This window comes from Roseomonas sp. OT10 (genome assembly GCF_020991085.1).
In the GTDB taxonomy this organism is placed as follows: domain Bacteria; phylum Pseudomonadota; class Alphaproteobacteria; order Acetobacterales; family Acetobacteraceae; genus Roseomonas; species Roseomonas cutis.
Genome location: NZ_CP087719.1, coordinates 411,385 through 435,270, shown reverse-complemented (window position 1 = coordinate 435,270; position 23,886 = coordinate 411,385). Strand labels below are relative to the sequence as shown.

At 75.0% G+C, this 23,886-nt stretch carries 22 protein-coding genes; 11 read left to right on the top strand and 11 right to left on the bottom strand.

From position 1 onward, the window contains the following. Window positions 1–12 precede the first annotated feature (12 nt). Window positions 13–1,020, top strand: a complete 1,008-nt coding sequence (locus LPC08_RS02150) for a Bug family tripartite tricarboxylate transporter substrate binding protein (RefSeq protein WP_230451091.1) — start codon at window positions 13–15, stop codon at window positions 1,018–1,020. A 37-nt stretch (window positions 1,021–1,057) separates the two neighbouring features. On the opposite strand, the gene LPC08_RS02145 is transcribed toward LPC08_RS02150, so the two are convergent. From LPC08_RS02145 to LPC08_RS02135, 3 genes are all read right to left on the bottom strand, one after another. Continuing rightward, on the bottom strand, window positions 1,058–1,690 hold the full coding sequence (locus tag LPC08_RS02145; RefSeq protein WP_230451090.1) for a hypothetical protein: 633 nt from the start codon (window positions 1,688–1,690) through the stop codon (window positions 1,058–1,060). Between the two features lie 96 nt (window positions 1,691–1,786). Continuing rightward, on the bottom strand, window positions 1,787–2,716 hold the full coding sequence (locus tag LPC08_RS02140) for an NAD(P)H-hydrate dehydratase (RefSeq protein ID WP_230451089.1): 930 nt from the start codon (window positions 2,714–2,716) through the stop codon (window positions 1,787–1,789). Beyond that, complete coding sequence (locus LPC08_RS02135) at window positions 2,713–3,477, bottom strand: histidine phosphatase family protein (RefSeq protein ID WP_230451088.1); 765 nt, start codon at window positions 3,475–3,477, stop codon at window positions 2,713–2,715. Before LPC08_RS02135 ends, LPC08_RS02140 begins: the two co-directional genes overlap by 4 nt. Window positions 3,478–3,708: 231 nt before the next feature. Between LPC08_RS02135 and LPC08_RS02130 the strand changes: the two genes are divergently transcribed. Both LPC08_RS02130 and LPC08_RS02125 read left to right on the top strand, forming a co-directional pair. Next, window positions 3,709–4,416 (top strand): GntR family transcriptional regulator, encoded by a 708-nt coding sequence (locus LPC08_RS02130; RefSeq protein WP_230451087.1) that lies wholly within the window; start codon window positions 3,709–3,711, stop codon window positions 4,414–4,416. Continuing rightward, window positions 4,413–5,336 (top strand): dihydrodipicolinate synthase family protein, encoded by a 924-nt coding sequence (locus tag LPC08_RS02125; RefSeq protein ID WP_230451086.1) that lies wholly within the window; start codon window positions 4,413–4,415, stop codon window positions 5,334–5,336. Before LPC08_RS02130 ends, LPC08_RS02125 begins: the two co-directional genes overlap by 4 nt. Window positions 5,337–5,772: 436 nt before the next feature. Here the strand turns inward: LPC08_RS02125 and LPC08_RS02120 are convergent, their stop codons facing one another. The 5 genes from LPC08_RS02120 to LPC08_RS02100 form a co-directional block, all read right to left on the bottom strand. Next, window positions 5,773–6,876 (bottom strand): trypsin-like peptidase domain-containing protein, encoded by a 1,104-nt coding sequence (locus tag LPC08_RS02120; protein WP_230451085.1) that lies wholly within the window; start codon window positions 6,874–6,876, stop codon window positions 5,773–5,775. Window positions 6,877–7,033: 157 nt separating this feature from the next. Beyond that, window positions 7,034–7,498, bottom strand: coding sequence for a hypothetical protein (locus LPC08_RS02115; RefSeq protein ID WP_230451084.1), 465 nt, complete (start codon window positions 7,496–7,498; stop codon window positions 7,034–7,036). Window positions 7,499–7,630: 132 nt separating this feature from the next. After that, window positions 7,631–9,043 carry a TRAP transporter large permease gene (locus LPC08_RS02110; RefSeq protein WP_230451083.1) on the bottom strand — a complete coding sequence of 471 codons (1,413 nt, stop codon included), beginning with the start codon at window positions 9,041–9,043 and terminating at the stop codon, window positions 7,631–7,633. A gap of 43 nt (window positions 9,044–9,086) precedes the next feature. After that, window positions 9,087–9,635: a TRAP transporter small permease subunit gene (locus LPC08_RS02105; RefSeq protein ID WP_230451082.1), complete on the bottom strand. Its 549-nt coding sequence runs from the start codon at window positions 9,633–9,635 to the stop codon at window positions 9,087–9,089. A gap of 9 nt (window positions 9,636–9,644) precedes the next feature. Next, a complete protein-coding gene (locus tag LPC08_RS02100; RefSeq protein WP_230451081.1) occupies window positions 9,645–10,769 on the bottom strand; it encodes a TRAP transporter substrate-binding protein in 1,125 nt (374 codons plus the stop codon). A 165-nt stretch (window positions 10,770–10,934) separates the two neighbouring features. Here LPC08_RS02100 and LPC08_RS02095 point away from each other — a divergent pair, with 165 nt between their 5' ends. From LPC08_RS02095 to LPC08_RS02065, 7 genes are all read left to right on the top strand, one after another. Continuing rightward, window positions 10,935–12,971: a proton-conducting transporter transmembrane domain-containing protein gene (locus LPC08_RS02095; protein WP_230451080.1), complete on the top strand. Its 2,037-nt coding sequence runs from the start codon at window positions 10,935–10,937 to the stop codon at window positions 12,969–12,971. 292 nt (window positions 12,972–13,263) lie between these two features. Next, a complete protein-coding gene (locus LPC08_RS02090) occupies window positions 13,264–14,223 on the top strand; it encodes a respiratory chain complex I subunit 1 family protein (RefSeq protein WP_230451079.1) in 960 nt (319 codons plus the stop codon). 10 nt (window positions 14,224–14,233) lie between these two features. Further along, window positions 14,234–14,920, top strand: a complete 687-nt coding sequence (locus LPC08_RS02085; protein ID WP_230451078.1) for a hydrogenase-4 component E — start codon at window positions 14,234–14,236, stop codon at window positions 14,918–14,920. Then, the gene (locus LPC08_RS02080) at window positions 14,917–16,350 is read left to right on the top strand and encodes a proton-conducting transporter transmembrane domain-containing protein (RefSeq protein WP_230451077.1); all 1,434 of its coding nucleotides are present in this window, start codon (window positions 14,917–14,919) and stop codon (window positions 16,348–16,350) included. Before LPC08_RS02085 ends, LPC08_RS02080 begins: the two co-directional genes overlap by 4 nt. Beyond that, entirely contained in the window at window positions 16,347–17,852 is a 1,506-nt protein-coding gene (locus tag LPC08_RS02075) for a hydrogenase large subunit (RefSeq protein ID WP_230451076.1), read from the top strand. The genes LPC08_RS02080 and LPC08_RS02075 overlap by 4 nt, the downstream gene beginning before the upstream one ends. 75 nt (window positions 17,853–17,927) lie before the next feature. After that, entirely contained in the window at window positions 17,928–18,323 is a 396-nt protein-coding gene (locus tag LPC08_RS02070) for a glyoxalase superfamily protein (protein ID WP_230451075.1), read from the top strand. Window positions 18,324–18,450: 127 nt separating this feature from the next. Further along, complete coding sequence (locus LPC08_RS02065; protein WP_230451074.1) at window positions 18,451–18,927, top strand: MarR family winged helix-turn-helix transcriptional regulator; 477 nt, start codon at window positions 18,451–18,453, stop codon at window positions 18,925–18,927. Window positions 18,928–19,389: 462 nt separating this feature from the next. On the opposite strand, the gene cobS is transcribed toward LPC08_RS02065, so the two are convergent. From cobS to LPC08_RS02050, 3 genes are read right to left on the bottom strand one after another with little or no spacing between them, the layout of a single operon-like run. Beyond that, window positions 19,390–20,148 carry an adenosylcobinamide-GDP ribazoletransferase gene (cobS, locus tag LPC08_RS02060; RefSeq protein WP_230451073.1) on the bottom strand — a complete coding sequence of 253 codons (759 nt, stop codon included), beginning with the start codon at window positions 20,146–20,148 and terminating at the stop codon, window positions 19,390–19,392. Window positions 20,149–20,177: 29 nt separating this feature from the next. Further along, window positions 20,178–21,194, bottom strand: a complete 1,017-nt coding sequence (gene cobT, locus LPC08_RS02055; RefSeq protein ID WP_230451072.1) for a nicotinate-nucleotide--dimethylbenzimidazole phosphoribosyltransferase — start codon at window positions 21,192–21,194, stop codon at window positions 20,178–20,180. Further along, complete coding sequence (locus tag LPC08_RS02050) at window positions 21,194–22,510, bottom strand: cobyrinic acid a,c-diamide synthase CobB (protein WP_230451071.1); 1,317 nt, start codon at window positions 22,508–22,510, stop codon at window positions 21,194–21,196. Before LPC08_RS02050 ends, cobT begins: the two co-directional genes overlap by 1 nt. A 293-nt stretch (window positions 22,511–22,803) precedes the next feature. Here LPC08_RS02050 and LPC08_RS02045 point away from each other — a divergent pair, with 293 nt between their 5' ends. Beyond that, window positions 22,804–23,886 carry a cobalt-precorrin-5B (C(1))-methyltransferase gene (locus LPC08_RS02045; protein ID WP_230451070.1) on the top strand — a complete coding sequence of 361 codons (1,083 nt, stop codon included), beginning with the start codon at window positions 22,804–22,806 and terminating at the stop codon, window positions 23,884–23,886.

The following is a 23,886-nucleotide window of genomic DNA, read 5'->3' as shown; positions in this document are numbered from 1 at the left end:
CGGGAACCGTCCATGACCTCTCTTCCGCCGCGTGTCCCCATCGGGCGACGCGCCCTGGCCGGGCTGCTGGCTGCCCCTGCCCTGGCCGCCCCCGCCCTGGCTCCCGGCCTGGCCCGCGCCCAGGGCGCCTGGCCGGACCGGCCGATCCGGCTGATCGTGCCCTTCGCCCCCGGCGGGGCGACCGACAGCTCCGCCCGCGCCATGTCCGACCGCCTCTCGGCCGTGCTGGGCCAGACCGTGGTGGTGGAGAACCGCTCCGGCGCCGGCGGCTCGATCGGCGCGGGCGTGGCGGCGCAGGCCAGGCCGGACGGCGCGACCTTCCTGCTCGACACCATCGTGCAGGTGGTGAACCCGCTGGTGCTGCGCGGCCTGCCCTTCGACTACCGCACCGCCTTCACCCCGGTGATGCAGGTGACGCGCCTGCCCCTGGCGCTCGCCGTGCGGGCCGACTTCCCGGCGCAGAACCTGGCGGAGTTCGTGGCCGAGGCGAAGCGGCGGCCGGGCCAGATCTCCTGCGGCAATGCCGGCAACGCCACCGCCGCGCACCTCGCCGCGGCGCTGCTGCAGTCGCGCGCGGGCATCGAGCTGAACAACCTGCCCTATCGCGGCGGCGGCGATGCGGGGCGCGACATCGCCGGGGGCACGCTGGATTCCGGGATGCTGACCCTGGTGTCGCTGGTGGCGCTGGTGCAGGGCGGGCGGGCCCGCTTCCTGGCGGTGGCGAGCCCGCAGCGGACCTCCCTCCTGCCCGACGTGCCGACCCTGGCCGAATCCTATCCGGGCACGGCGCTGGACGAATGGACGGGCCTCTTCGCCCCTGCCGGCACGCCGGCACCGATCCTGGAGAAGCTGCAGGCGGCCGTGGTGAAGGTGCTGGCCGAGCCGGAGATCCGCCACCGCCTGGCCCAGATCGGCGCCGAGCCGGTCGGCAGCAGCCCGGAGGAGTTCGCGCGCTTCCTGGCCGAATCCCGGCAGCAGGCGGAGATGCTGGTGCGCGAGGCGAAGATCGAGCCGTCCTGACGGGCGGCTTCCCCCGACGGGAGGCCCCACGGGACGGTCAGGGCAGCGGCGTGAGGTTGTTGGGCCTGGGCAGCGGCGCCGGCGGGACGATCGACCCGTCGGCGGCGATGCCCGTCATCCAGTTGTTCGCGTTGCCGGGCAGGAACTCGATCTTCGTCGGCGTCTCGCTCAAGCTGCGGAAGCCGGGCAGGATCCTGGCCGTCAGCAGGTCCGCCTGGCTGCGGTCGAGAGGATCCAGCACGGCGAAGCGGTAGCCGAAGACGGCGAGCTGCTTGAAGCCGGCGGCATGCATCTCCTTCCAGAACTCGTGGGCCAGCCCGATCCGGCCCAAGGGGGAGACGACGCCCTCCATCCCATGGCCGGAATAGCAGGCCCAGACGTGGATCGATCGATGGGTCTTGGCGAGGCGCCCGTCGAACTGCGCCGCCAGCTCCCTCGCCGTCAGCCTGCGCCCGTCCTTGCTCCCGATGACGTCGACGTTCGCGTTGCACTCGCCGCTGACGTAGAGCTCGTCGTCGTCGCCGACCTTCGCACCGGCCAGGGTGTTCGGCGTGAGGATGTCCACCTCGTCGTAGCCGCCGAGGTGGTCGATCCGCTCCGCGAAGGCGACGGCGCCGTTGATCAGCCCCTGGTCGTCGTCCCAGGGCAGGTAGAGGTAGAAGCGGCTCACGGATCGTTCCTCTCTCGTGCGGCCGCAGGACGGCCGCCACGGGAATGAAACGGCGCTTCCCCTCCCTATGCAACCGTAGGGATTGTCCGCGAAGATTTATGCAACCCCCCGGCCCGCTCCGTCCCCGGGCGTCTTGGCGAGTCCGGCCATGATGGCCGGCACCTCCCCCGGGATCTCCCGCGCCAGGAAGCCGACCGGGCCATGGCGGCGGGAGAGGCGCTGCCCCGCCTCGGCATGCAGCCAGACCCCCCAGAGCGTCGCCACCGCCGGAGCCGCGCCGCGCGCCAGCAGGCCGGCGACGATGCCGGCCAGCGTGTCCCCCGACCCGGAGGTCCCCAGGCCGACGCAGCCGTGCTCGCAGATCCAGGCCTCGCCCTGCGGCGTGACGACGAAGGTGCGGCCGCCCTTCATGGCCACCACCGCCTGCAGCTGGGCGGCCGCGCGGCGGGCGGCGCCGAGCGGGTCCGCCAGCACCGCCTCCCGCCCCGTCCCCAGCAGCGACGCCATCTCCCCGGCATGCGGCGTGACCACGATCCGGCCGGCATGGCGGCGCAGCGCCTCCCGCCCCTCCGGCAACCGTGTCAGGGCACAGGCATCGAGCAGGATGGCCGGCCCCTCCCCCTCGGGCAGGGCGGCCAGCAGGGTGCCGACCAGCGCCGCGGTCGCCGCCTCGCCCGCCATGCCGGGCCCGACCAGCAGCGCGTCCACGCGCCCGGCCCGCTCGCGCAGAGGCCCGGCCGCGGTCGGCGCGATGCCACCCTCGGGGCTCTCCGGCAGCCCCATCGCCAGCGCCTCCGGCAAGGCCAGGCCCAGCGGCGGCGCCAGGCTGCGCGGCACCGCCACCTGCAGCCGGCCCGCCCCGGCCCGCAGCGCCGCCTCCCCCGCCAGGAGCACCGCGCCCGGCACCTCCAGGCTGCCGCCCACCACCAGCACGCTGCCGCGCGCATCCTTGTCGTCGCCGTCGCGGTGGGCGGGCAGCGGCAGGCCGCGCAGCAGCGCCTCGTCCAGCCGGGATGGCGCGCTCATCGCGTGGCCACCGGCGCGTCGGGCTCGTCCGTCACCGGGGCGCCGGCGCGCTCCAGCGGCGCGACGAAGTTGTAGCGGTGCAGCGCCAGCCCGCCGCCCTTCCCCAGGGCCGGATCGAAGCGGTACTCGGTGACGGAGCAGTTTGCCACGTCCGCCTCCCGGTCCACGGCCAGGATCCGCTCCTCGGTCATGTTCTCCAGCAGGTAGCGCAGGCAGAGCACCACCACCTGGTGGCCGACGATCACCACGCGGCGCCCGCCATGGTGCAGGCTGATCGTGTCCAGCGCGCTGCGCAGGCGCAGGATCACGTCGCACCAGCTCTCGCCCCCCGGCGGCCGGTGATAGAACTTGCCCAGGATGCGGCGGAACTCCGCCTGGTCCGGATGCAGCTCCGTGATGCCGTGGCGGGTCAGCCGGTCGAGGATGCCGAACTCCTTCTCCCGCAGCCGCTCGTCCACGACGAAGTCCCCCGGGGCGACGGGCATGCCGCCCGCCGCCTGCATCAGCTCGGCGGTATGCCGGGCCCGCTGGTAGGGCGAGGTCAGCACCACATCCGGCCGCTCCGCCTCCGGCATGGCCGCGAACCAACGGCCGAGCGCGGCGGACTGCTCCACGCCCAGCGCGCTCAGCGGCACGTCCACGTCCCGCTCGGCGATGTCGATCCGGCCGATGCCGGCGGCCTGGGCGGCGTCACGCGCCACGTTCCCGGCGCTCTCGCCATGGCGGATGATCCAGAGCCGATCCGGCCAGGGTTGCTGCATCGGCGTCGGTCCCCCAGAAGGTTTGGGCAGCAGGTTCGGGTGCGGTCCCGGCAGGCGGGTGGCGGAGGTCCCGCCGCGCCACGTGCCGTCACGGGCCGGTCGCCACCCTTCCTGGCGGCGGGCAACCCGCCGCCGGTCAACGCGGCAGCGGCCGGGACGTTCGCGCATGGCAGGAAGAGAGGTGCGATGCCCTCTTCCCAGGACGCCATCAAACTGATATTTCAGGTTGCAGTGCCAGACGCCCTGCCCTTTACCCCGCTGACCCTGGAAGATACGGCCTCCCTGGCCGACCGGGTCTACCTCCGCCTGCGCGACGCCATCGTCGCGGGGGCGCTGGCGCCGCATTCGCGCGTGTCGGAACGGCAGCTCGCCGCCTCGCTCGGCGTCTCCGCCGCCCCGGTGCGCGATGCGCTGCGCCGGCTGGAAACGGAGGGGATGGTCGTCACCCAGCCCCGCCGCGGCACGCTGGTCGCCGATTTCGGCCCCGTCCAGATCGAGCAGATGGGCCGCATCCGTGTGGCGCTGGAGGCGGTGGCCGCCGGCTTCGCCGCGCGCCGCGTCACGCCCGCGGAGATCGCCGCGCTGCGCGCCCAGCTGGTGGCCATGCGCGACGCCACCCGGTCCGGCGACGCGGAGGCGGTGGCCGAGGCGAACGGCCAGTTCCACGCCATGCTGCATGCGGTGGCCGACAACGCCTTCCTCACCCAGACCCTGCGCGGGCTGCGCGGCTACGAGAGCGTCGGCCGCCGCCGCATCCTGACCACGGACAGCGAGATGCGCCGGGCCCTGCGCGAGCACGCCGCCCTGCTGGCGGCGCTGCGCCGGGGCGACTCGGCGCTCGCCGAGGCGCGGATGCGCGCGCATGGCCTGCGCTCGCTGCAACAGGCCTTCGCGGGACCGGCCGAGCCTGCCGCCCCGCCCCACCGGAGGAACGCATGACCCAGGACCGGACCAGGCTCGCCGCCTCGCTGCGCGGCATCTCGGGGATCCTCGTGACCCCCTTCGACCGCGACGGCAAGCCCAACCCGGCCGCGCTGGAGCCGATCGTCGCCCGCGCGGCCAAGGCGGGCGTCCACGGGCTGACGGTGAACGGCAACACCAGCGAGTTCTACAGCCTCTCCTTCGCGGAAGCCGAGCGGATGCAGGCGGAGGTCCCTGCCCTCGTCGCCGGCCGCGCCACCATCATCGCCGGCGTCGGCCGCTCGGTCGGCGAGGCGGAGCAGCTCGCGCGGGTCGCGCGGAAGGCCGGCGCCGACGCGCTGATGGTCCACCAGCCCCCCGACCCGTTCAACGCGCCGCGCGGCGTGAAGGCCTACCTCCAGCGCGTCGCCGAGGCGGGCGAGCTGCCCGTCATCCTCTACCTGCGCAACGACGCCATGGGCATCGACCGCATCGTGGAGCTGGCCAGCCTGCCCGGCATCGCCGGCGTGAAATGGGCCACCCCCAACGTGCTGCTGCTGGCCGAGGCGGTCCGCCGCACCCGCGGCATGCCCATCAACTGGGTCTGCGGCCTGGCCGAGCCCTGGGCCCCGCCGATGCAGGCCGTGGGCGCCCGCGGCTTCACCTCCGGCCTGATCAACGTGCTGCCGGAACGCTCCGTCGCCATCCTGAACGCCCTGAACGCGCGCGACTTCGACAGCGCCGCCGAGCAGATCCACGCCATCGGCCCCTTCGAGGTGCTGCGCGCCCAGGAGAACGGCGGCGCCAACGTCTCGGTGGTCAAGGCGGCGCTGAACCTGATGGGCGAGGATGTCGGCCCCGCCCGCCCGCCCGCCGCCTGGCCGCTGCTGCCCGAGGCCCAGACGACGCTGGAGAAGCTTCTCGCCGGCTGGGGCATCGCCACCCGCCGCGCAGCCTGACCCGGCCCGGGACCCGCCGCCGCAAGAACGGCGGGATGACCTGACCCGTGGCGCTGTCGTGTTCCGGCGTCGGACCGGGAGGGGACGCCGTCCCCTCCACGGACCCTCCCCTGCCGGGGCCACAAGCGGGCCCCGGACCCCGCTGGGAGTCTGGTGCTTCCGGTAGGCGTCAGCCTGCGGGCTGATCCCGGGGAAAGCGCGGACAGGCGGGACGCTGAAAGAAACATCAAAGGCGTCAGCGAATGCTGCGGCCGTACCCGCCGAGGAGCCATGCTCCTCGGCGCCGTGACCCCCTCGCAGGCTGTCCCGCGGCAGCGCCTCTCGGGTCCAGGGCCCGCAGGGTCCTGGCGGAGTGGGGGTACGGGGGCGAGGCAGAGCCTTGCCCCCGGGCCACGGGCGCTGCCTCCTTGGGATCAGCGCCCTGTGCTGCGCTTCCTCAGCTCTGCGCGTGCAGGGGCGGCTGGTCCTTGAGCGTCGCGCGGAGGGTGGTGGAGGCGGGACCCCGGGCGATGGTCAGGGCGACCTCCGCACCCGGATGTTGATCGGCCACGAGGCGGGCCAGGGCGCGGGGGTCCTTCACCGCCTGTCCGTCCACGGCGGTGATGACGTCGCCCGGGCGCAGGCCGGCCTTGGCGGCGGGGCCGTTGTCCTGCACGGCCGCGACCATGGCGCCCTCGCGCTTGCCCTCGGCGAAGGGGGCGGTCTCCACGCCCAGCCAGCCGCGGGCGACGCGGCCATCGGCCTTCAGCGCGGTGACGACGCGGGAGGCCAGATCGGCGGGCACGGCGAAGCCGATGCCGGCATTGGCGCCGGAGGGGGAGAGGATGGCGGTGTTCACGCCCACCACGCGCCCCTGGGTGTCGAACAGCGGCCCGCCGGAATTGCCCGGGTTGATGGGGGCATCCGTCTGCAGGAAGCTGTCATAGGGGCCGGCGTTCAGATCGCGGCCGCGGGCGGAGATGATGCCCGCCGTCACGCTGGGGCCGAGGCCGAAGGGGTTGCCCACCGCCAGCACCCAGTCGCCCACGCGCGGCTCCGCCCCATCGGCGAAAGACACGGCGGGCAGCGGCTTGTCCGTCGCGACCTGCAGCAGGGCGAGGTCGGTGCGCTCGTCGCTACCGATCACGCGGGCGGGCAGGGTGGTGCCGTCAGCCAGGGTGACGCGGATGGAATCGGCATGGCCGGCGACATGGAAGTTCGTCACCACGAGGCCCGAGGGGTCGATGATGAAGCCCGAGCCCTCGCCCATCACGCGACGCGGCTCGGCGCCACGCAGCTTGGCGCCCGGCGGCAGAAAGCCCGGCGGGATGGCCTGGGCCTGCTCGCTTGGCGCCGTTCCGGCCACGGCGATCTTCACCACGGCGGGGGCGACCCGGTCCACCAGATCCGCGAAGCCCTGGGGCTGGGCCGCGACCGCGGCGAGCGGAGCGGCATAGGCCGGGCTGGGGGCGGCCAGCGTGCTTCCCAGGACTCCGCCGCCGAGGGCGGTCGCGGCGAGCAGGGCGGCGGCTAGGGTGTTGCGCAAGCGAGGGGTGGTCATCGGGATCCTCCGGCCAGGCCGCGGGGGCGGCGTCTGTTGCGGAAGGATGGGCGGCCGCGGATGACGGTTCGATCCGCCCGGGCCTTAATCTGTTTCCATCACGAATTACGGTCGCGTCACATGCGGCCCGCCAACCGGGGCAGGCCCGCGGAGGGCCTCAGAACGGGCGGGTCGCGGAGGCCGGGCGGCGCACCGGATTCTCCAGCCACAGCCCGGCGCGCCGGAAGGCGATCATGACCGCCAGTGCATGTCCCAGGGCGGCATAGGCGCTCGGCGGCGGAACGAGGCGCAGGAAGGCGGCCAGCGCCTCCCGGCGCGGGCCGCGCTGGGCCAGGGCGAAGGCCAGGAGCAGGGCCGGCTCCGCGCCGACCAGCCGGGGGCAGAGCGGGCAGCCGAGTTCCCCGGGGCTGGTGCAGAGGCGCAGCGCCTGATCAAGCGCCGGCGCGGCCTCGGCCAGATCGGCGGTGGCGAGCGGCAGGGCGATGGCATGCGCGGCGGGGTGGCCCAGCCGCCGAGCCCGGGCCCAGCCGCGCAGGGCGTCGAGCAGCAGGGCTTCCGGCGGCGGCAGCTCCTCCGGGGCGGCACCGGTCCAGGGCCAGGCGGGCAGTCCGTGGGCGGCCATGCAAGGCTCCTCCAGAGGCGTGGGGACCCAGCTTGTCGCAAGTAAGAACCGTTCGCAAGTAATTCGGGGCCAGGAGCCCTGCGCCGAAGAGCGAAGCGGCCGGGCAGGTCCCCCCTCCCGGCCGCGTCCCGGCTACTTGAACTCGATCGGCGGAGCTTCGTCGAACCCCATATCCGGCATGGGCACGTCGATACGCACGCTGGCCGGGTCCATCGTGGGCCCGTGGTCGATCCAGTAGGTCACGCTCTCCGGCCAGAAGATCACGATGGCCACGATGATGAGCTGCAGGCAGACCCAGGGGATGGCCCCGTAGTAGATCTGGCTGGTGCGGACCTCGGGCGGCGCCACGGAGCGCAGGTAGAACAGGGCAAAGCCGAAGGGCGGGTGCATGAAGCTGGTCTGCAGGTTCACGCAGAGCAGCACGCCGAACCAGACCAGGTTGATGTCCAGCTTCGCCGCCACCGGCGCCAGCAGCGGCACGACGATGAAGGCGATCTCGAAGAAGTCGAGGAAGAAGGCCAGGAAGAAGACGAAGACGTTGACGAAGATCAGGAAGCCCGTCTGGCCGCCGGGCAGGTGGGACAGCAGGTGCTCGATCCACAATCCCCCGTCCACGCCCTGGAAGACCAGCGAGAAGACGGTGGCGCCCAGCAGCAGGAAGACCACCATCGCGGTGATGCGCGCGGTGTTGGCCAGCGCCTCGCGCAGCAGCGGGTAGCTGAAGCGGCGGTTGAGGATGGCCAGGAAGATGGCACCCACCGCGCCCATCGCGCCCGCCTCGGTGGGGGTCGCGAGGCCGAGGAAGATGGTGCCGAGCACGAGGAACATCAGCGCGGCGGACGGCACGATGCCGCGCAGCACCTTCCAGTACAGGCGCCAGCCTCGGTCCATCCGCGCCTCCTCCGGCAGCGGCGGCACGCGGTGCGGGGCGAAGAGCGCGACGCCCAGGATGAACAGGATGAAGACGCTGACCTGGAGGATGGAGGGGCCGATGGCGCCGGCATACATGTCGCCGACCGAGCGGCCGAGCTGGTCACCCAGGATGATCAGCACGAGGCTGGGCGGGATCAGCTGCGCGATGGTGCCCGAGGCGGCGATGACGCCGGTGGCGATGCGCTGGTCGTAGCCGTAGCGCAGCATGATCGGCAGGGAGATCATGCCCATCGCGATCACCGAGGCGGCGACGGTGCCGGTGATGGCGCCCAGCACCGCGCCCACCAGCACGACGGCGATGGCGAGGCCGCCGGGCATCTTGCCGAAGAGCTGGCCCATGCCCTCCAGCAGGTCCTCCGCCAGCCCGCAGCGTTCCAGGATGGCGCCCATCAGGGTGAAGAAGGGAATGGCCAGCAGCAGCTCGTTCGACAGCACGCCGAAGACGCGCAGCGGCAGGTTGGCCAGGAAGGCGGTGGTGAAGAAGCCCAGCTCGATCGACAGGAAGCCGAAGAACAGACCCACCGCCGCCAGGCTGAAGGCGACGGGAAAGCCCACGAGCAGGAAGATCACCAGCCCGCTGAACATCAGCGGGGGCATGTAGTCGGGATTCATCGCGCCTCGGCGTCCGTAAGGGGGCGTGCGGTGTGGCCGGCGCTCACTGCACCGGCTTCTCGTAGGACAGGATCACGTCGCCCTCGGGGCGGATGCCGCGCAGCAGCGCGATCCGCTTGATGAGCTCGGAGGCGCCCTGGAGCGTGATCAGCAGGTAGCCCAGCGGCAGCAGCAGCTTGACCGGCCAGCGGATCAGGCCACCGGCATTCTGGCTGCCTTCCGAGCGGGTCCAGGAGTCGAGGAAGAAGGGCCAGGTCATCCACACCAGCAGCAGCATGGCGGGGAACAGGAAGAAGATGATCCCCAGCACGTCCACCCACAGCCGCCCGCGCTCCGACAGGTTGCCGTAGATCAGGTCGACGCGGACGTGGCCGTTGCGGTTCAGGGTATAGGCGGCACCCAGCATGACCACGCCCGCGAAGAGGTACCACTGCACCTCCAGCCAGCCGTTGGACGACATGGACAGGGCATAGCGGATGACGGCGTTGCCGGCGCTGATGACGCAGGCGGCCAGCACCATCCACTCGGCGATCTTGCCGAAGACGGTGTTCACGTCGTCCACGACGCGGCTGAAGGCGAGCAGTGGTCTCATGGGTGGCCCTTAACGGCGCGGCTGGGCAGCCTGCTGCTGCTCGAGCGCCTGCATGGAGTAGACGAAGTTGTCGTAGGTGTTCTCCGCCACGCGGAACCACTGCAGCTCCGTGTCGCGGAAGGCCTTGAAGTGGTCGTAGACCTTCTTGAAGCGCGGGTTGGACGCCGCCGTCTCGTCGTACAGCTCGAAGGCCGCCTTGTAGGCCGCCTGCATCACCTCGCGCGGGAAGGGACGGAGCTGGGTGCCGGAGGCGACGAGGCGGCGCAGTGCCTGCGGGTTCTGCACGTCGTACTTGGCGATGGTCTCGATGGTGGCATCGCGGCAGGCGCTCTCCAGCGCCTCCTTGTAGAGCGGCGGCAGCTCGTCGTACTTCGCCTTGGCGACGTAGACGGACAGGTTCAGCCCGCCCTCCCAGAAGCCCGGGTAGTAGTAGAAGGGCGCGACGCGGTTGAAGCCCAGCTTCTCGTCGTCATAGGGGCCGATCCACTCGGCGGCGTCGATCGTGCCGCGCTCCAGCGCCGGGTAGATGTCGCCGCCCGCGATCTGCTGCGCCACCACGCCCAGCTTCTGCAGCACGTTGCCGGCGAAGCCGCCGATGCGGAACTTCAGCCCGTTCAGGTCGGCGACGCTCTTGATCTCCTTGCGGAACCAGCCGCCCATCTGGGCACCGGTGTTGCCCGCGGGGATCGAGACGATGTTGAAGCTGTCGTAGAACTCGCGCAGCACCTCGCGCCCGCCGGCCCCGTTCAGCCAGGCGTTGATCTGGCGGAAGTTCATCCCGAAGGGGATGGTACCGTCGAGCGCGAAGGTCGGGTCCTTGCCGACGAAGTAGTAGGAGGCGGTGTGGGCGCAGTCCACGGTGCCGTTCTGCACGGCGTCGGCGACCGCCAGGCCCGGCACCACCTCGCCCGCGGCGAACATGGTGATGCGGAACTTGCCGTCGGTCAGGGCCGCGACGCGCTTGGCCACGTGCTCGCCGGCGCCGTAGATGGTGTCCAGCGACTTGGGGAAGGAGCTGGCACAGCGCCAGCGGATCTCCGGCGCGGACTGCGCCAGGGCGGGGGCGGCAAGGCTCGTGGCCAGGGCTGCCGGGGCGGCGGCGCTGGCACCCGCGAGGAAGCTGCGGCGGTCCATGGAAGCTGAACGTCTCCTGCGTGGGGGGCTTGGCTGCCCCTTCCCGGCACCCTTTGCATAGAATGGACGGATCGGGTTGAGAAGTTCTCGAATCGCGCGTTTCGTCCCCGGCGGCGATCCCGGTTGTACCCTGGCCGTCCCGCCCCCGGCTGCTATCGTCCAGGCGTGCCGACCCTGCTCGCCCTCGTGATCGCCGCGCTGGTTCTCCTCGCCCCGCTGGGCGCCTGGCGGGGTGGCCTCCCGGCGGCGCGGCTCGTCCTCGCCGGCTGTGCCCTGGGCGGCGCGGCGCTGGCCGGCCTGGGCGTGGCGGCCCTGCTGCTGCCCGCCGCGGCGCCGCTGCCCATCGCGCCGGCCTTCCCGCTGGCGGGGATGGACGGCGCGGCCGGACCGCTGCTGGCGCCCGACGCGCTCTCGGGCTGGTTCCTGCTCCTCCTCGGCCTCGCCGCCCTCGCCGCCTGCCTCTGGGCGCTGTCGCACGCCCCGGCGGAGTCGCCGCGCCGCCTGGTGCCGCTGCCGCTCTTCCTCGCGGGCATGGCGCTGGCGCTCGGCGCCGGGGATGGGCTGACGCTGCTGCTGGGCTTCGAGGCGATGTCGCTCGCCTCCTGGGTCCTGGTCGCGGCGGACCACCAGCGCGCGGAGAACCGGGCGGCCGCCCGGCTCTACCTCGCCTTCGCCCTCTTCTCGGGCGCCTGCCTGCTGGCGGCCCTGGCGCTGCTGGCCATCCCCGCGGGCGCCCTCTCCTTCGCCGCGCTGCGCGAGGCCCCGCCCGACGGCTGGCGCGCCGTGGCGATCCTGCTGCTGGTCACCGCCGGGGCGGGCGCCAAGGCGGGGCTGGTGCCGCTGCACGCCTGGCTGCCGCTGGCCCATCCGGCGGCGCCCAGCCACGTCTCGGCGCTGATGTCGGGGGCGATGACCAAGGTCGCGCTCTACGTGCTGGCGCGGCTGCTGCTCGACCTCTGCGGGCCGGCCCAGCCCGCCTGGTGGGGCGTCCCGCTGGTGGCGCTCGGGGTGGGCTCGGCGCTGCTGGGGGCGCTGCGGGCGAATCTGGAAGGCGACGTGAAGACCCTGCTGGCCTGCTCGACCATCGAGAATGTCGGGCTGATCGCGACCGGCCTCGGCCTCGCCGCCATGTTCCGCGGCGCCGACCTCGCGCCCCTGGCGGCGCTCGCCGCCGGCGCCGCGCTGCTGCACGCCCTGTTCCACGCCCTGTTCAAGACCCTGCTCTTCCTCGTCGCGGGCGAGGTCGCCCATGCCGCCGGCAGCCGTGCGCTGGACCGGCTGGGCGGGCTGATCCACCCCATGCCGCTCGCGGGCTGCTGCGCCCTGCTCGGCGCCGCCGCGGCCGCGGCCCTGCCGCCGCTCTCCGGCTTCGCCTCGGAATGGCTGCTGCTGCAGGCGCTGATCGGCGGCTGGCGGCTGGGGCAGGTGGGGATGCAGGTGGTGCTGGCCGGCGCCCTGGCGGTGGTGGCGCTGTCCGCGGCGCTGGCGGCCGCGGCGATGGTGCGCTTCGTCGGCCTCGCCTTCCTCGGCCGCCCGCGCCATCCGCGGACCGCGGGCGCCGCCGACGCCCATGGCCCCGCCGCCGCCGCCCTGGCCGGGCTGGCGGCGCTGGCCGCCGGGCTCGGCCTGCTGCCGGGGCCGCTGCTCGGCCTCGCCACCCCTGCCCTGCACCGGCTGACCGGCAGCGGCATGGAGGAGCGCGTCGGCCCCTGGTCCGTGGCGGCGGGCGACGGGACGGGCGTCTACTGGCCGCTCGCCGCCGCGCTGCTGCTGGCCATGGCCGCCGCCCTGCTGGCCTGGGCGGTGCGGCTGCGCGGCGCGCCGGAGCCGGTGGTGGCGCCGGCCTGGGATTGCGGCTTCCAGGCCCCGCCGCCGCACCTGCCCTTCGGCGATCCCGCCACGCAGCCGAGCGCCGAGGGCCTCAGTCAGCCGCTGCGCCGGATGCTGAGCACCAGCCTGCTCTCCGCGCGCGAGCGCGTCGAACCCGCCGCCCCCGGCAGCCCGCAGCCGGCCCGGCTGCTGGCCGGCTTCGCCGATCCCTCCCTTCGCCACCTGCTCGAACCGCTGGCCCGGCTGCGCGACACCCTGGCCGCCCGCGCCGAGCGCCTGCGCGACCTCTCGGCGCGGCAATGCCTGGGGATGGCCTTCGCGGGCCTGCTGGTCCTGCTCGCGCTGGTGACGTGGCTGGGGGGGCGGGCGTGAGGCGCGGCGCCGGCCCCCGGGGGGAAGGCTCCGCCTTGCCCCCCGCCCCCCCCATCCGCCGGGAGCGAGGTCCCTGGACCCCCATTCACAGAGGCGTCGCACGCCGGGGAGCCTGGCTCCCCGGCGACGGCGGCCACGGCCCGCGCGGCCCGGATATCCCGCCATCCGGGCTCTCCGCGACGCGGCCCCCGGATGGCGGAACCCCGCCGGGATCCTGGTGCCGGCCCGCCCCCGGCGGATGGGGTAGCGGGGGAGGCGACGCCTCCCCCGGGGACCGGGCGCCCTGCTTCCCATGACGCTCCTCTCCGGACTGGCGACGCAGCTCCTGCACCTCGCCCTCATGATCGCCGTGGCCCCGCTGGCGACGGGGCTGACGCGCTGGGTGAAGGCGCGGCTGACGGGCCGGCGCGGCGCGGTGCCGTGGCAGCCCTGGCGGGACCTGGCGAAGCTGCTGCGCAAGCGGCCGGTGCTGGCCGAAGGGTCCTCCGCCGTCACGCGGGTGGCGCCCTACCTCGCCGCGGCGGCCACGCTGGCGGCGGCGATGCTGGTGCCGACGCTGGCGCACGGGATGCTGCTGGCGCCGGCCGCGGACCTGATCCTGATCGCCGGGCTGCTGGCGCTCGCGCGCTGCGCGCTGGCGCTGGCGGGGCTGGATGCGGGGACGGCCTTCGGCGGGCTGGGCGCGGGGCGGGAGATGGCCTTCGCCGCCCTGGCCGAGCCGGCGCTGCTGCTCTGCGCCCTGACCTTCGCGATCCTGTCGGGGGGGACGAACCTCGACATGCTGGGCACTGTCTTCCAGGAGGGGGCGCAGGGGGTGCGGGTGTCGCTGGCGCTCTGCCTCGTCGCCCTGGTGACGCTGGCCCTGGCCGAGAACGCGCGCATCCCGGTGGACAACCCGGCGACGCATCTGGAGCTGACCATGGTGCACGAGGCGATGCTGCTGGAGGCCTCGGGGCGCCACCTCGCGCTGTGGGAGTTCCAGGCGGCGCTGCAGCTGCTGCTCTGGATGTCCCTGCTCAGCGCGGTCTTCCTGCCCTTCGGCACCGCGCCGGCCGGGGCGGGGCCGCTCGCCTGGGGCATCGGCGCCCTGGCCTGGGCCGCGAAGGTCGCCGTGCTCTGCACCGGGCTGGCGGTGTTCGAGAGCGCCATCGCCAAGATGCGCGTCTTCCGCGTGCCGGAGTTCCTCGGCGCGGCGCTGCTGCTGGCGCTGCTGGGCGCGGTGCTGCTCTTCGTCAGCACGGGGATCGCGTGATGGGGTCGGCATGATGGAGCCAGGGCTGCGCTTCGGCCACCTCCCCTACGACGTCGCGCACCTGCTGGCGGGGGGCGTGCTGCTCTGCTCCTTCCTGCTGCTCTACCAGCGGCGCACGGCCGCGGTGATCAACGCCTTCGCGACCCAGGGCGCGGTGCTGGCCGCGGCCGCGGCCTGGCAGGGCTGGGTGCAGGGCGAGGTCGGGCTCTACCTCACCGCCGCCATCGCGCTGGTCGCCAAGGCGGCGCTGATCCCGGCGGGGCTGCACGCGCTGGTGCGGCGCCTCGATCTGCACCGGCAGGTGGAGCCGGCGCTGGGCATCGTGCCGTCGATGGTGGCGGGGGTGGCGCTGGTGGCGCTGGCCGTGCTGGCCGTCCTCCCGGCGACCGGCCGCGCCGCCGGGGCGCTGGCGCGCGAGGATCTGGCGATCGCGCTGTCCGTCCTGCTGCTGGGCGTGCTGATGATGCTGACGCGGCGCAACGCGGTCAGCCAGGCGGTCGGCCTGCTGAGCCTGGAGAACGGGCTGATCCTGGCCGCGATCGGCGTGCCGGGCATGCCGCTGACGGTGGAGCTGTCGCTCGCCGCCCTGGTGCTGGCGCTGGCCATGGTCGCGGCCTTCTTCGCCCACCGCATGCGCCACAGCCTGGGCGGGCTGGACACGGCGGCGCTCGACCTGCATCGCGGCGAGCGCGGATGACCTCCTCCCTGCTGCCCTGGCTGCCCGTCGCGATCCCCTTCCTGGCGGCCGTCCTCCTGGCCATGGCGCCGCGCGCGCGGCCGGCGGCGCTGGGGAACGTGGCGGCGGCGGCGCTGGCCCTGCTCGCCGCCCTCGCCCTGCTCGGCGCGCCGCGCGGCGTCGTGGGCGTGCTGCGGCTGGACGCGCTGAACCTGTGGCTGCTGCTGACCGGCGCCTTCGTCGGGCTGACGACCGCCGTCTACTCCGCCGCCACGCTGCCGGAGGAAGGCTTCGACCGGCGCGAGACGCGGCTCTACCACGCCGCCTTCCAGATCTTCCTGGGCGGGCACCACCTGGCCCTGCTGGCGGACCACCTGGCCGTGACCTGGGTGGCGATCGAGACCGCCACCCTCGCCACCGCCCCCATCATCGCCATCCACCGCACCCCCGCCGCCATCGAGGCCGCGTGGAAGTTCCTCGTCCTCTGCGGCGTCGGCATCGCGCTGGCGCTGTTCGGCACCGTGGTGCTGGCGCTCGCGGCCGAGGGCGCGGTGCCGGCGGCGGCCGACCGCCTGTCCTGGGGCGCGCTGATGGCGGCGGCGCCGGAGACCGACCCCGGGCTGCTCAGCCTCGCCTTCGTCTTCCTGCTGGTCGGCTACGGCACCAAGGCCGGGCTGGTGCCCATGCACGCCTGGCTGCCCGATGCCCATGCCGAGGGGCCGGTGGCGCTGACCGCCGTGCTCTCCGGCCTGCTGCCCAACGCCGCGCTGCATGCGCTGCTGCGGGTCTGCGCGGTGATCGACGCCAGCCCCGGCGCCGTGCCCACCGGCCCCTTCCTGGCCGGGCTGGGGCTGCTCTCGCTGGGCCTCGCCTCGCTCGCCCTGTGGCGCCGCCGCGACGCACGCCGCCTCTTCGGCTGGAGCAGCATCGAGCAGATGGGCCTCGCCACCTTCGCCTTCGGCATCGGCGCGCCGCTGGCCGGGGTGCTGCACATGGCCGGCCACACCCTGCTGAAGGGCGCGGTCTTCTTCGCCCTGGGCCGCGCCATCGCGCTCAAGGGCAGCCAGAAGCTGGCCGACCTGACCGGCCTCGCCGCCTCCGCCCCCGCGCTCGGCTGGGGGCTGGCCCTCGCCGTCGCGGGCCTCGCCGGGCTGCCGCCCTTCGCCCTCTTCGCCTCGGAGACCGGCATGGCCCTCGCCACGGGACGCACCGCGCCCTGGCTGCTGCTGCCCCTCGGCCTCGGCCTGCTCGTCGCCGCCACCGCGCTGGCCGCCGCCATGCAGGCCCTCTGCCTCGGCCCGGCGACCCCCGACCGCGCGCCGATGGGCACCCCGGCGCTGGGCGGCTGGGCGGTCCTCGTGCCGATCTGGGGGCACCTGGCGCTGGCCGCCCTGCTCGGCCTCGCCGCGCCGCCGCTGCTGGCCGAGGCGGCGTCGGTGCTGGCGCGATGACCGGCCCCGCCACCCGCCTCCTCGCCGCCGGTCGCCGGAGCGGCGTGCGGCACGTCCTGACCGTGGAGGACTGGGCGCTCCTCCCCGCCGCGCTGGAGGCGCAGCCGGAGATGGCGCTGCTGGGCCTCTGGGCCGAGCCGGGGATGGTGCACGCGGCCTTCTGGGACGAGGCGGAGGCGGCGCTCCGCCTCGCCTCCTCCCCGGCGCGCGAGGGGCGCTATGCCGCGCTCTCCCCGGCCCGGCCGGGGGCGGCGCTGTTCGAACGGGCGGTGCGCGACCTGTGGGGGCTGGAGGCGACGGGCGCGGTGGATTCCCGCCCCTGGCTGGACCACGGCCGGTGGCTGTTCGACGCGCCCCTGTCGGAGCACCCGGTGCGACGTTCCGCCCCGCCGCCGCAGATGACGTTCCTGCCGGCCGAGGGTGAGGGCATCCACCAGATCGCCGTCGGCCCGGTGCATGCCGGGGTGATCGAGCCGGGGCATTTCCGCTTCCACGTGCAGGGCGAGATCGTGGTCCGGCTGGAGGCACGGCTCGGCTATGCCCACAAGGGCACGCTGGGGCTGATGCTGGGCAAGTCGCCGCGCGCCGCGGCGCGCTTCGCGGCGCGGCTGTCCGGCGATTCCACCGTGGCGCATGGCTGGGCCTTCGCGATGGCGGCGGAGGCGGCGGCGGAGGCCGAGGTGCCGCCGCGCGCCCTGCTGCTGCGCGCGCTGATGGCGGAGCTGGAGCGGACGGCGAACCACCTGAACGACTGGGGCTTCATCTGCAACGACGCCGCCTTCGCCTATCCGCACGCGCGCTGCGGCTGGCTGCGCGAGGGCATCCTGCGTGCCTGCGAGGCCGCCTTCGGCCACCGGCTGATGATGGATCGCGTGGTCCCCGGCGGCGTCGCCGCGGAGCTGACGGCGGAGGGGGCGGCGGCGATCCTCGCGGCGGCGGAGGCCGCCGCGCGCGACGTGCCGAAGCTGCTCGCGATCTACGAGGAGCATGCCAGCCTGCAGGACCGCATGGTCGGGACGGGCGTGGTGCGCCCGGAACGGGCGGCGCTCTACGCGGCGGGGGGGCCGGTCGGCCGCGCCTCCGGCCGCGCCTTCGACGCGCGGACGGCGCGGCCCCATGCGCCCTATCACCGCCTCGGGCTGGCGGCACGCCCGGTCCTCGGCGCCGGCGACGTGGATGCGCGGGTGCGCGTGCGCGTCGCGGAGCTGCGCGAGAGCCTGGCGCTCGTGCCGCAAATCGTCGCCCTGCTGGAGCCGGGCGAGATCGCGGTGCCGCTGCCGGCGCGGGCGGGCGAGGGCGTGGGGATGGTCGAGGCCTTCCGCGGCGAGGCGCTGCACTGGCTCGCGCTGGACGAGGCGGGGCTGATCCGCGCCGTCTTCCCGCGCGACGCGAGCTGGCTGCACTGGCCGCTGCTGGAGGCCGCCATCGAGGGCAACATCGTCGCCGACTTCCCCCTGTGCAACAAATCCTTCAACGCCTCCTACAGCGGCGTGGATCTGTAGGGGCCGGGCTGCCGCCGGACGCCGCCGGCGCGCGTTCAGCCTCAGGGGCGGTTCGGATCGGCGAGGATGCGAAGCATGGCGGCGGATGACACGGTCGGCCTGGGGCCGGTGACCTCGATCCTGCGGATCTTCGACGTGGCGAAGGCGCGGGAGTTCTATCTGGGCTTCCTCGGCTTCCAGTGGGACTGGGAGCATCGCTTCGGGCCGGGCATGCCGCTCTATGCCCAGGTCTCGCGCGACGGCGTGACCCTGCACCTGAGCGAGCATCACGGCGACGGCTGCCCCGGCGCCGCCCTGCGCGTCCGCACCCGGGGGCTGGACGCGTTGCAGGCCGAGCTGGCGGCGAAGGACTACCCCTATGCGCGGCCCGGCATCGAGGACGCGCCCTGGGGCGAGCGCGTGATGTCCATCACCGACCCCTTCGGCAACCGGCTGCACTTCGTCGGCCCGCCGCGGGCGGAGGCGGGCTGACCGCCGCGGCTTTCGACCTCCGGCATCCCGTGGCACGCTCCACGCTCACCGACGGGCAGGGCTGATGCGGGGTGCGGAGGATCGGAAGGAACGGGCGCCGCCCAGGACGAGGACCGCGCGGCGGGCGGTGACCCCGCCGGCCGCGACGCGCGCCACGCCCGCGGAGCCCATCCGGCTCGGCATGCTGGAGGACGCGATCGGCTTCCACCTCCGCCTGGCGCAGGAGATCGCCTTCGCCGCCTTCGCCCGGCGGGTGGAGGGGCTGGAAACCCGCCCCGGCCACTTCATCATCCTGGTCCTGATCGGTGCCAACCCCGGCCTGTCCCAGACCACGCTCGGCGCCGCCAGCGGGCGCGACAAGTCGACCCTGACGGCCATCCTGGACGCGCTGGAGCGCCAGGGACTGATCCTCCGCCAGCGCCCGGCGAACAACCGGCGCAGCTACGAGCTGTCCCTGACGGCGGCCGGGGAGGCCGCGCTGCGCGAGCTGGCGGTCCATGCCACGGAGCACGAACGGGCCCTCGACGCCATCCTGGACGCGGCGGGCAAGGCGGACCTCCTCCGCGCCCTGCGCCAGATCGCAGCCGTCATGGCCCGGACGTAGGGCCAGCGCCGACCCCGGCCGGAGGCCTGCGCTTCAGCCGGCCGTTCATCCGCGCGGCGTGATGCGCTGACGTCTGCCGGACGGGCGCCCGTGGCCCGGGGGCAAGGCGCTGCCTCGCCCCCGTACCCCCACTCCGCCAGGACCCTGCGGGCCCTGGACCCGAGAGGCGCTGCCGCGGGACAGCCTGCAACGGGGTCACAGCGCCGAGGAGCCATGCTCCTCGGCGGGTACGGCCTCTACCCTCGCTGACGCCTTCTGAAGCTATTCTAGAGTCCCGCCTGTCCGCGCTCCGTCAGGGTTCAGCCCGCAGGCTGACGGCAGCCGCGTAGAGCCAACTCTCAGCGGGGACCGGGGCCCGCTTGTGGCCCCGGCAGGGGAGGGTCTGGGAGGGGACGCCGTCCCCTCCCGGTCCGACGCCCGAACACCACAGCACCACGGGTCAGTTCCATCCCGCCGCCCGGATCAGGCGGCCAGCGCCGCCAGCAGACTCAGCACGGTGCATTCCGCGACGACCGAGCCCGCGCCCAGCACATCCCCCGTATGCCCGCCGATCTGCCGCCGCGCCAGCGCGGCCAGTGCCAGCGTGGCTGCCGGCGCCGCCAGCACCGCCCCCGCCACGGCGGACCAGGGCAGCAGCAACGCGGCCGGCAGCGCTGCCAGCCCCAGCCCCGCCGCCAGAACCGCCCCGCCCGGCCGCCCCAGCGCAGCGGCCATCCCGTCGGCGCGGGCCGGGGGCAGCAGCCGCAGCAGCCCCAGGATGGCCCCTCGCCCCAGCGCGCCGGACGCCACCAGCGCCGCGCATCCCGCCGGGCCGGAGAGCGTGGCCAGGGCCGTGCCGCGCAGCGCCAGGCAGAGCGCCAGCGCCAGGGCGCCGTAGCTGCCGATGCGGCTGTCGCGCATGATCTCCAGCTTGCGCTCGCGGGTGCGGCCGCCGCCGAAGCCGTCCGCCGTGTCCGCCAGCCCGTCCTCGTGGAAGGCGCCGGTGGCCAGCAGCAGCGCCGCCAGCGCCCAGCAGGCGGCGGGCAGCGGCGGCAGGCCCAGCGACCGGCCCGCCCACCAGACCCCGCCGCCGATCGCGCCGGCCAGCGCCCCCACCAGCGGATAGGCCCAGACGCCGCGCGCGAAGCCGGCCGCCTCCGCGGGCATCGGCAGCAGGCGATGGGCGGGCAGCCGGGTCAGCAGCGCCAGCGCCCCGCCGAGGTCCCGCGCGAGGCCGCCCAAGAGACCACCGGAGGGACCGGGGCGCGGCGTCACCCCGCCTCCGACACGCCCGCCTCGCCGAAGGTGGCCATCCCGGCGTGGCAGGCCAGGGCGGCGCGCAGCAGCGGCACGGCCAGGGCGGCGCCCGAGGCCTCGCCCAGCCGCATCCCCAGGTCGAGCAGCGGCGCCATCCCGAGGGCCGCGGCCAGCCGGCCATGCCCGGCTTCCGCCGAGCGGTGCGCCAGCACGGCATGCGCCAGCCCGTCCGGCGCCAGGCGCGCCAGCGGCGCCGCGGCCGCGGTGCAGACGAAGCCGTCCAGAAGCACCGGGATGCCCGACTGCCGCGCCGCCAGGGTGGCGCCCAGGATCGCCGCCAGCTCCCGCCCACCCAGCGCCATGGCGGCCTGCAGCGGGTCGCGCCGGGCCTGCGGATGGCGGGCCAGGGCAGCATCCACGGCGGCCTGCTTCCGGGCCAGCCCGGCCTCGTCCACCCCCGTGCCGCGCCCGGCCCAGTCGGCGCCGCCGCCGCCGAACAGGGCGGCGGCCAGGGCGGCGCCGGCGGTGGTGTTGCCGATGCCCATCTCGCCGAGGCAGAGCAGGTCCGTCGCGGCCGGGATCGCCGCCTCGCCCTGCGCCACGGCGTCGAGGAACTGGGGCTCCGTCAGGGCCGGCGCCCCGGTCATGTCGGCGGTGGGGGCCTCCAGCTCCAGCGGCACCACCCGCAGGGTGGCGCCGACACAGCCGGCGAGCTGGTTGATCGCGGCGCCCCCGGCCGCGAAGTTCGCCACCATCTGGGCGGTGACGGCGGGGGGGTAGGGTGACACCCCCTGGGCCGTCACCCCGTGGTTGCCGGCGAAGACGAGCACCACCACCCGGTCCAGCGCCGGCAGGGGCCGGCCCTGCCACCGCGCCATCCAGGCGACCAGGCTCTCCAGCCTGCCCAGGCTGCCGGCCGGCTTGGTCAGCCGGTCCTGGCGCGCGCGCACCGCGGCCTCGGCCGCCGCGTCCCCGGCGGGCAGGCCGGCACAGGCGGCGCGGAGGGCGGACAGGTCGGGATAGCGGGGCATCAGGCCTCGGTCTGCTGCGCGATGGCGTGGAAGAAGCTGCCGCTGACCCGCCCGCGCCACCCGCCGCCGGGGCCGAGATCGCGGCCGGCGGCATCGGACAGGGTGGCGAGGGGCGAATCGCTGCCAGGATCCGTCACCCGCGCATAATGGAATTCGTGCCCGCGCAGAACCGTTCCGGCCCCGCCGAGCGGCCCGGCGGCCAGCAGGCGCGCGACACGGTACCCCAGGTTCATGCGCCGCCTGGCGAAGCTGGTCGCGTGGCCGAGCAGGCCCAGCATGGCATGGCGGCCGCCGGCGGCATCCTCCAGCCCCTCGCCCAGCACCATGAAGCCGCCGCACTCGCCATGCACCGGGCGGCTCGCGGCGAAGCGGCGCATCCCGTCGCGGAAGCGCGCGGCGGCGGCGAGGCGGCCGGCATGCAGCTCGGGATAGCCGCCCGGGAGCCAGCAGGCGTCGCAGGCTTCCGGCGGCGCCTCGTCGGCCAGCGGCGAGAAGGGGTGGATCTCCGCCCCGGCCGACCGCCAGCCCGCCAGGACGTGCGGATAGGCGAAGCCGAAGGCGGCATCCCGTGCCAGGGCGATGCGCTGGCCCGGCGGCGGGAGCGGCACTCCCCCGGTGCCGGCCGGCGGCGGCAGGGGCGCGGCCAGGGCACGGACGGCCTCCAGCCCGAGATGCGCCTCCCCCAGATCGGCCAGCCGGTCCAGCAGCGCGGCCAGCTCCGGCAGCTCCGCCGCCTGCACGAGGCCGAGATGCCGTTCCGGCACGGCGATCCCCGCCTCGCGCGGCAGGGCGCCGAGCACCGGCAGCCCCACGGCCTCCAGCGCCCGGGCGGCCTGGGCATGGTGGCGCTCGCTGGCCACGCGGTTCAGCACCACGCCTGCCACCCGCACCCCCGGCTCATGCGTCGCGAAGCCGCGCGCCACCGCCGCCGCCGACTGCGACTGCCCCGAGACATCGAGCACCAGCAGCACCGGCAGCCCCCAGCGCGCGGCGAGGTCCGCGGCGCAGCCCCGGTGCGGCGCCTCGCCCACCCCGTCGAACAGCCCCATCGAGGCCTCGACGACCAGCAGTTCCGCCCCCTCGGCGGCCTCGGCCAGTCTCTGGTCCAGCATCCCCGGCGGCATGGCCCAGCTGTCGAGGTTTCCCCCCTCCCGCCCCGTCGCCGCCGCGTGGAAGGCGGGGTCGATGTAGTCCGGCCCCGACTTCGCCGCCCGCACCGCCATCCCGCGCCGGCGCAGCGCCGCCAGCAGCGCCAGCGTCACCGTCGTCTTGCCCGAGCCAGACCGCGGGGCGGCGACGATCAGCCCGGACGTCATGGTGCGCCTGTGGCCCGGGGGGAAAGGCCCTGCCTTCCCCCCGTATCCCCCATCCGCCAGGAGCAAAGCCCCTGGACCCCTATTCGTAGAAGAGCGGTGCTGTCCCGAAGGGGAGCTCCCCGACGGCGGAGCCGCGTCGGGGAGCTCCCCTTCGGGACAGCGCATTTGTGAAAGGGGGTCCAGGGGCTTTGCTCCTGGCGGGGGGGTGCAGGGGGGGCGGAGCCCGCCCCTGCGGGCCACGCGCGCCACGCCCGCCCGGGACAGGCGCGCCCTCCGCTGGTACAGGCGAGGGCATGGCCGACGAGGGTGCGACGCTGCGGCAGGGCTGGACGACGGGCGCCTGCGCCGCCGCGGCGGCGAAGGCGGCCTGGGCCGGGCTGCCGGCGGGGGAGTTCCCCGATCCCGTCGCGCTGATGCTGCCGCGCGGGGAGCGGCCGGCCTTCGCCCTGGCCGAGACGGCGCGCGGCGAGGGTTGGGCCTCGGCCGGCGTGGTGAAGGATGCGGGCGACGACCCGGACGTGACGCATGGCGTCTTGGTGCGCGCGACGCTGCGTCGCGGCAAGCCGGGAAGCGGCGTGACCTTCCGCGCCGGCGAGGGGGTGGGGACGGTGACGCTGCCGGGCCTGCCGCTGCCGCCGGGCGAGCCCGCCATCAACCCGGTGCCGCGGCGGATGATCCGCGAGGCGGTGGAGGCGGTCTCGGCCGCGCGGGGCGAGCCGGCGGATGCGGAGGTGGAGGTCGCCATCCCCGGTGGCGAGGCCCTCGCGCTGAAGACCATGAACCCCCGCCTGGGCATCCTGGGCGGGCTCTCGGTGCTGGGGACCACCGGGGTGGTGGTGCCCTATTCCTGCGCCGCCTGGATCCACAGCATCCAGCGCGGCATCGACGTGGCGCGGGCGCTGGGGCTGGGGCACGTCGCCGGGGCGACCGGCAGCACCTCCGAGGAGGCGGTGCGGCGGCTGCACGGGCTGCCGGAGCAGGCGCTGATCGACATGGGCGACTTCGTCGGCGGCATGCTGAAGTACCTGCGCGCCCATCCGGTGCCGCGCGTCACCGTGGCGGGCGGGCTGGCCAAGATGACCAAGCTGGCGCAGGGCCGACTGGACCTGCATTCCCGGCGCGGCGGGGTGGACCTGCCGGCCCTGGCGGGCCTGGCGCGCGGGCTGGGGGCCGGGGAGGCGCTGGCGGCGGGCATCGCCGGGGCCAACACGGCGTTGGAGGCCTTCCGCCTGGCCGGGGCGGCCGGACTGCCGCTGGGCGACGCGGTGGCCGCGGCCGCGCACCGTACCGTCGCCGCCGTGCTGGACGGCGCGCCGGTCGCGGCGGAGGTGGTGGTCTTCGACCGCGAGGGCGGGCTGCTCGGCCGCGCCGGGTGA

What these genes read in the sequence shown, in the direction of transcription:
- LPC08_RS02150 (WP_230451091.1), top strand. Translation starts at nt 13, where the DNA reads ATGACCTCTCTTCCGCCGCGTGTCCCCATCGGGCGACGCGCCCTGGCC.
- LPC08_RS02140 (WP_230451089.1), bottom strand. Translation starts at nt 2,716, where the DNA reads ATGAGCGCGCCATCCCGGCTGGACGAGGCGCTGCTGCGCGGCCTGCCG.
- LPC08_RS02135 (WP_230451088.1), bottom strand. Translation starts at nt 3,477, where the DNA reads ATGCAGCAACCCTGGCCGGATCGGCTCTGGATCATCCGCCATGGCGAG.
- LPC08_RS02125 (WP_230451086.1), top strand. Translation starts at nt 4,413, where the DNA reads ATGACCCAGGACCGGACCAGGCTCGCCGCCTCGCTGCGCGGCATCTCG.
- LPC08_RS02120 (WP_230451085.1), bottom strand. Translation starts at nt 6,876, where the DNA reads ATGACCACCCCTCGCTTGCGCAACACCCTAGCCGCCGCCCTGCTCGCC.
- LPC08_RS02115 (WP_230451084.1), bottom strand. Translation starts at nt 7,498, where the DNA reads ATGGCCGCCCACGGACTGCCCGCCTGGCCCTGGACCGGTGCCGCCCCG.
- LPC08_RS02110 (WP_230451083.1), bottom strand. Translation starts at nt 9,043, where the DNA reads ATGAATCCCGACTACATGCCCCCGCTGATGTTCAGCGGGCTGGTGATC.
- LPC08_RS02105 (WP_230451082.1), bottom strand. Translation starts at nt 9,635, where the DNA reads ATGAGACCACTGCTCGCCTTCAGCCGCGTCGTGGACGACGTGAACACC.
- LPC08_RS02100 (WP_230451081.1), bottom strand. Translation starts at nt 10,769, where the DNA reads ATGGACCGCCGCAGCTTCCTCGCGGGTGCCAGCGCCGCCGCCCCGGCA.
- LPC08_RS02090 (WP_230451079.1), top strand. Translation starts at nt 13,264, where the DNA reads ATGACGCTCCTCTCCGGACTGGCGACGCAGCTCCTGCACCTCGCCCTC.
- LPC08_RS02085 (WP_230451078.1), top strand. Translation starts at nt 14,234, where the DNA reads ATGATGGAGCCAGGGCTGCGCTTCGGCCACCTCCCCTACGACGTCGCG.
- LPC08_RS02080 (WP_230451077.1), top strand. Translation starts at nt 14,917, where the DNA reads ATGACCTCCTCCCTGCTGCCCTGGCTGCCCGTCGCGATCCCCTTCCTG.
- LPC08_RS02075 (WP_230451076.1), top strand. Translation starts at nt 16,347, where the DNA reads ATGACCGGCCCCGCCACCCGCCTCCTCGCCGCCGGTCGCCGGAGCGGC.
- LPC08_RS02070 (WP_230451075.1), top strand. Translation starts at nt 17,928, where the DNA reads ATGGCGGCGGATGACACGGTCGGCCTGGGGCCGGTGACCTCGATCCTG.
- cobT (WP_230451072.1), bottom strand. Translation starts at nt 21,194, where the DNA reads ATGCCCCGCTATCCCGACCTGTCCGCCCTCCGCGCCGCCTGTGCCGGC.
- LPC08_RS02050 (WP_230451071.1), bottom strand. Translation starts at nt 22,510, where the DNA reads ATGACGTCCGGGCTGATCGTCGCCGCCCCGCGGTCTGGCTCGGGCAAG.
- LPC08_RS02045 (WP_230451070.1), top strand. Translation starts at nt 22,804, where the DNA reads ATGGCCGACGAGGGTGCGACGCTGCGGCAGGGCTGGACGACGGGCGCC.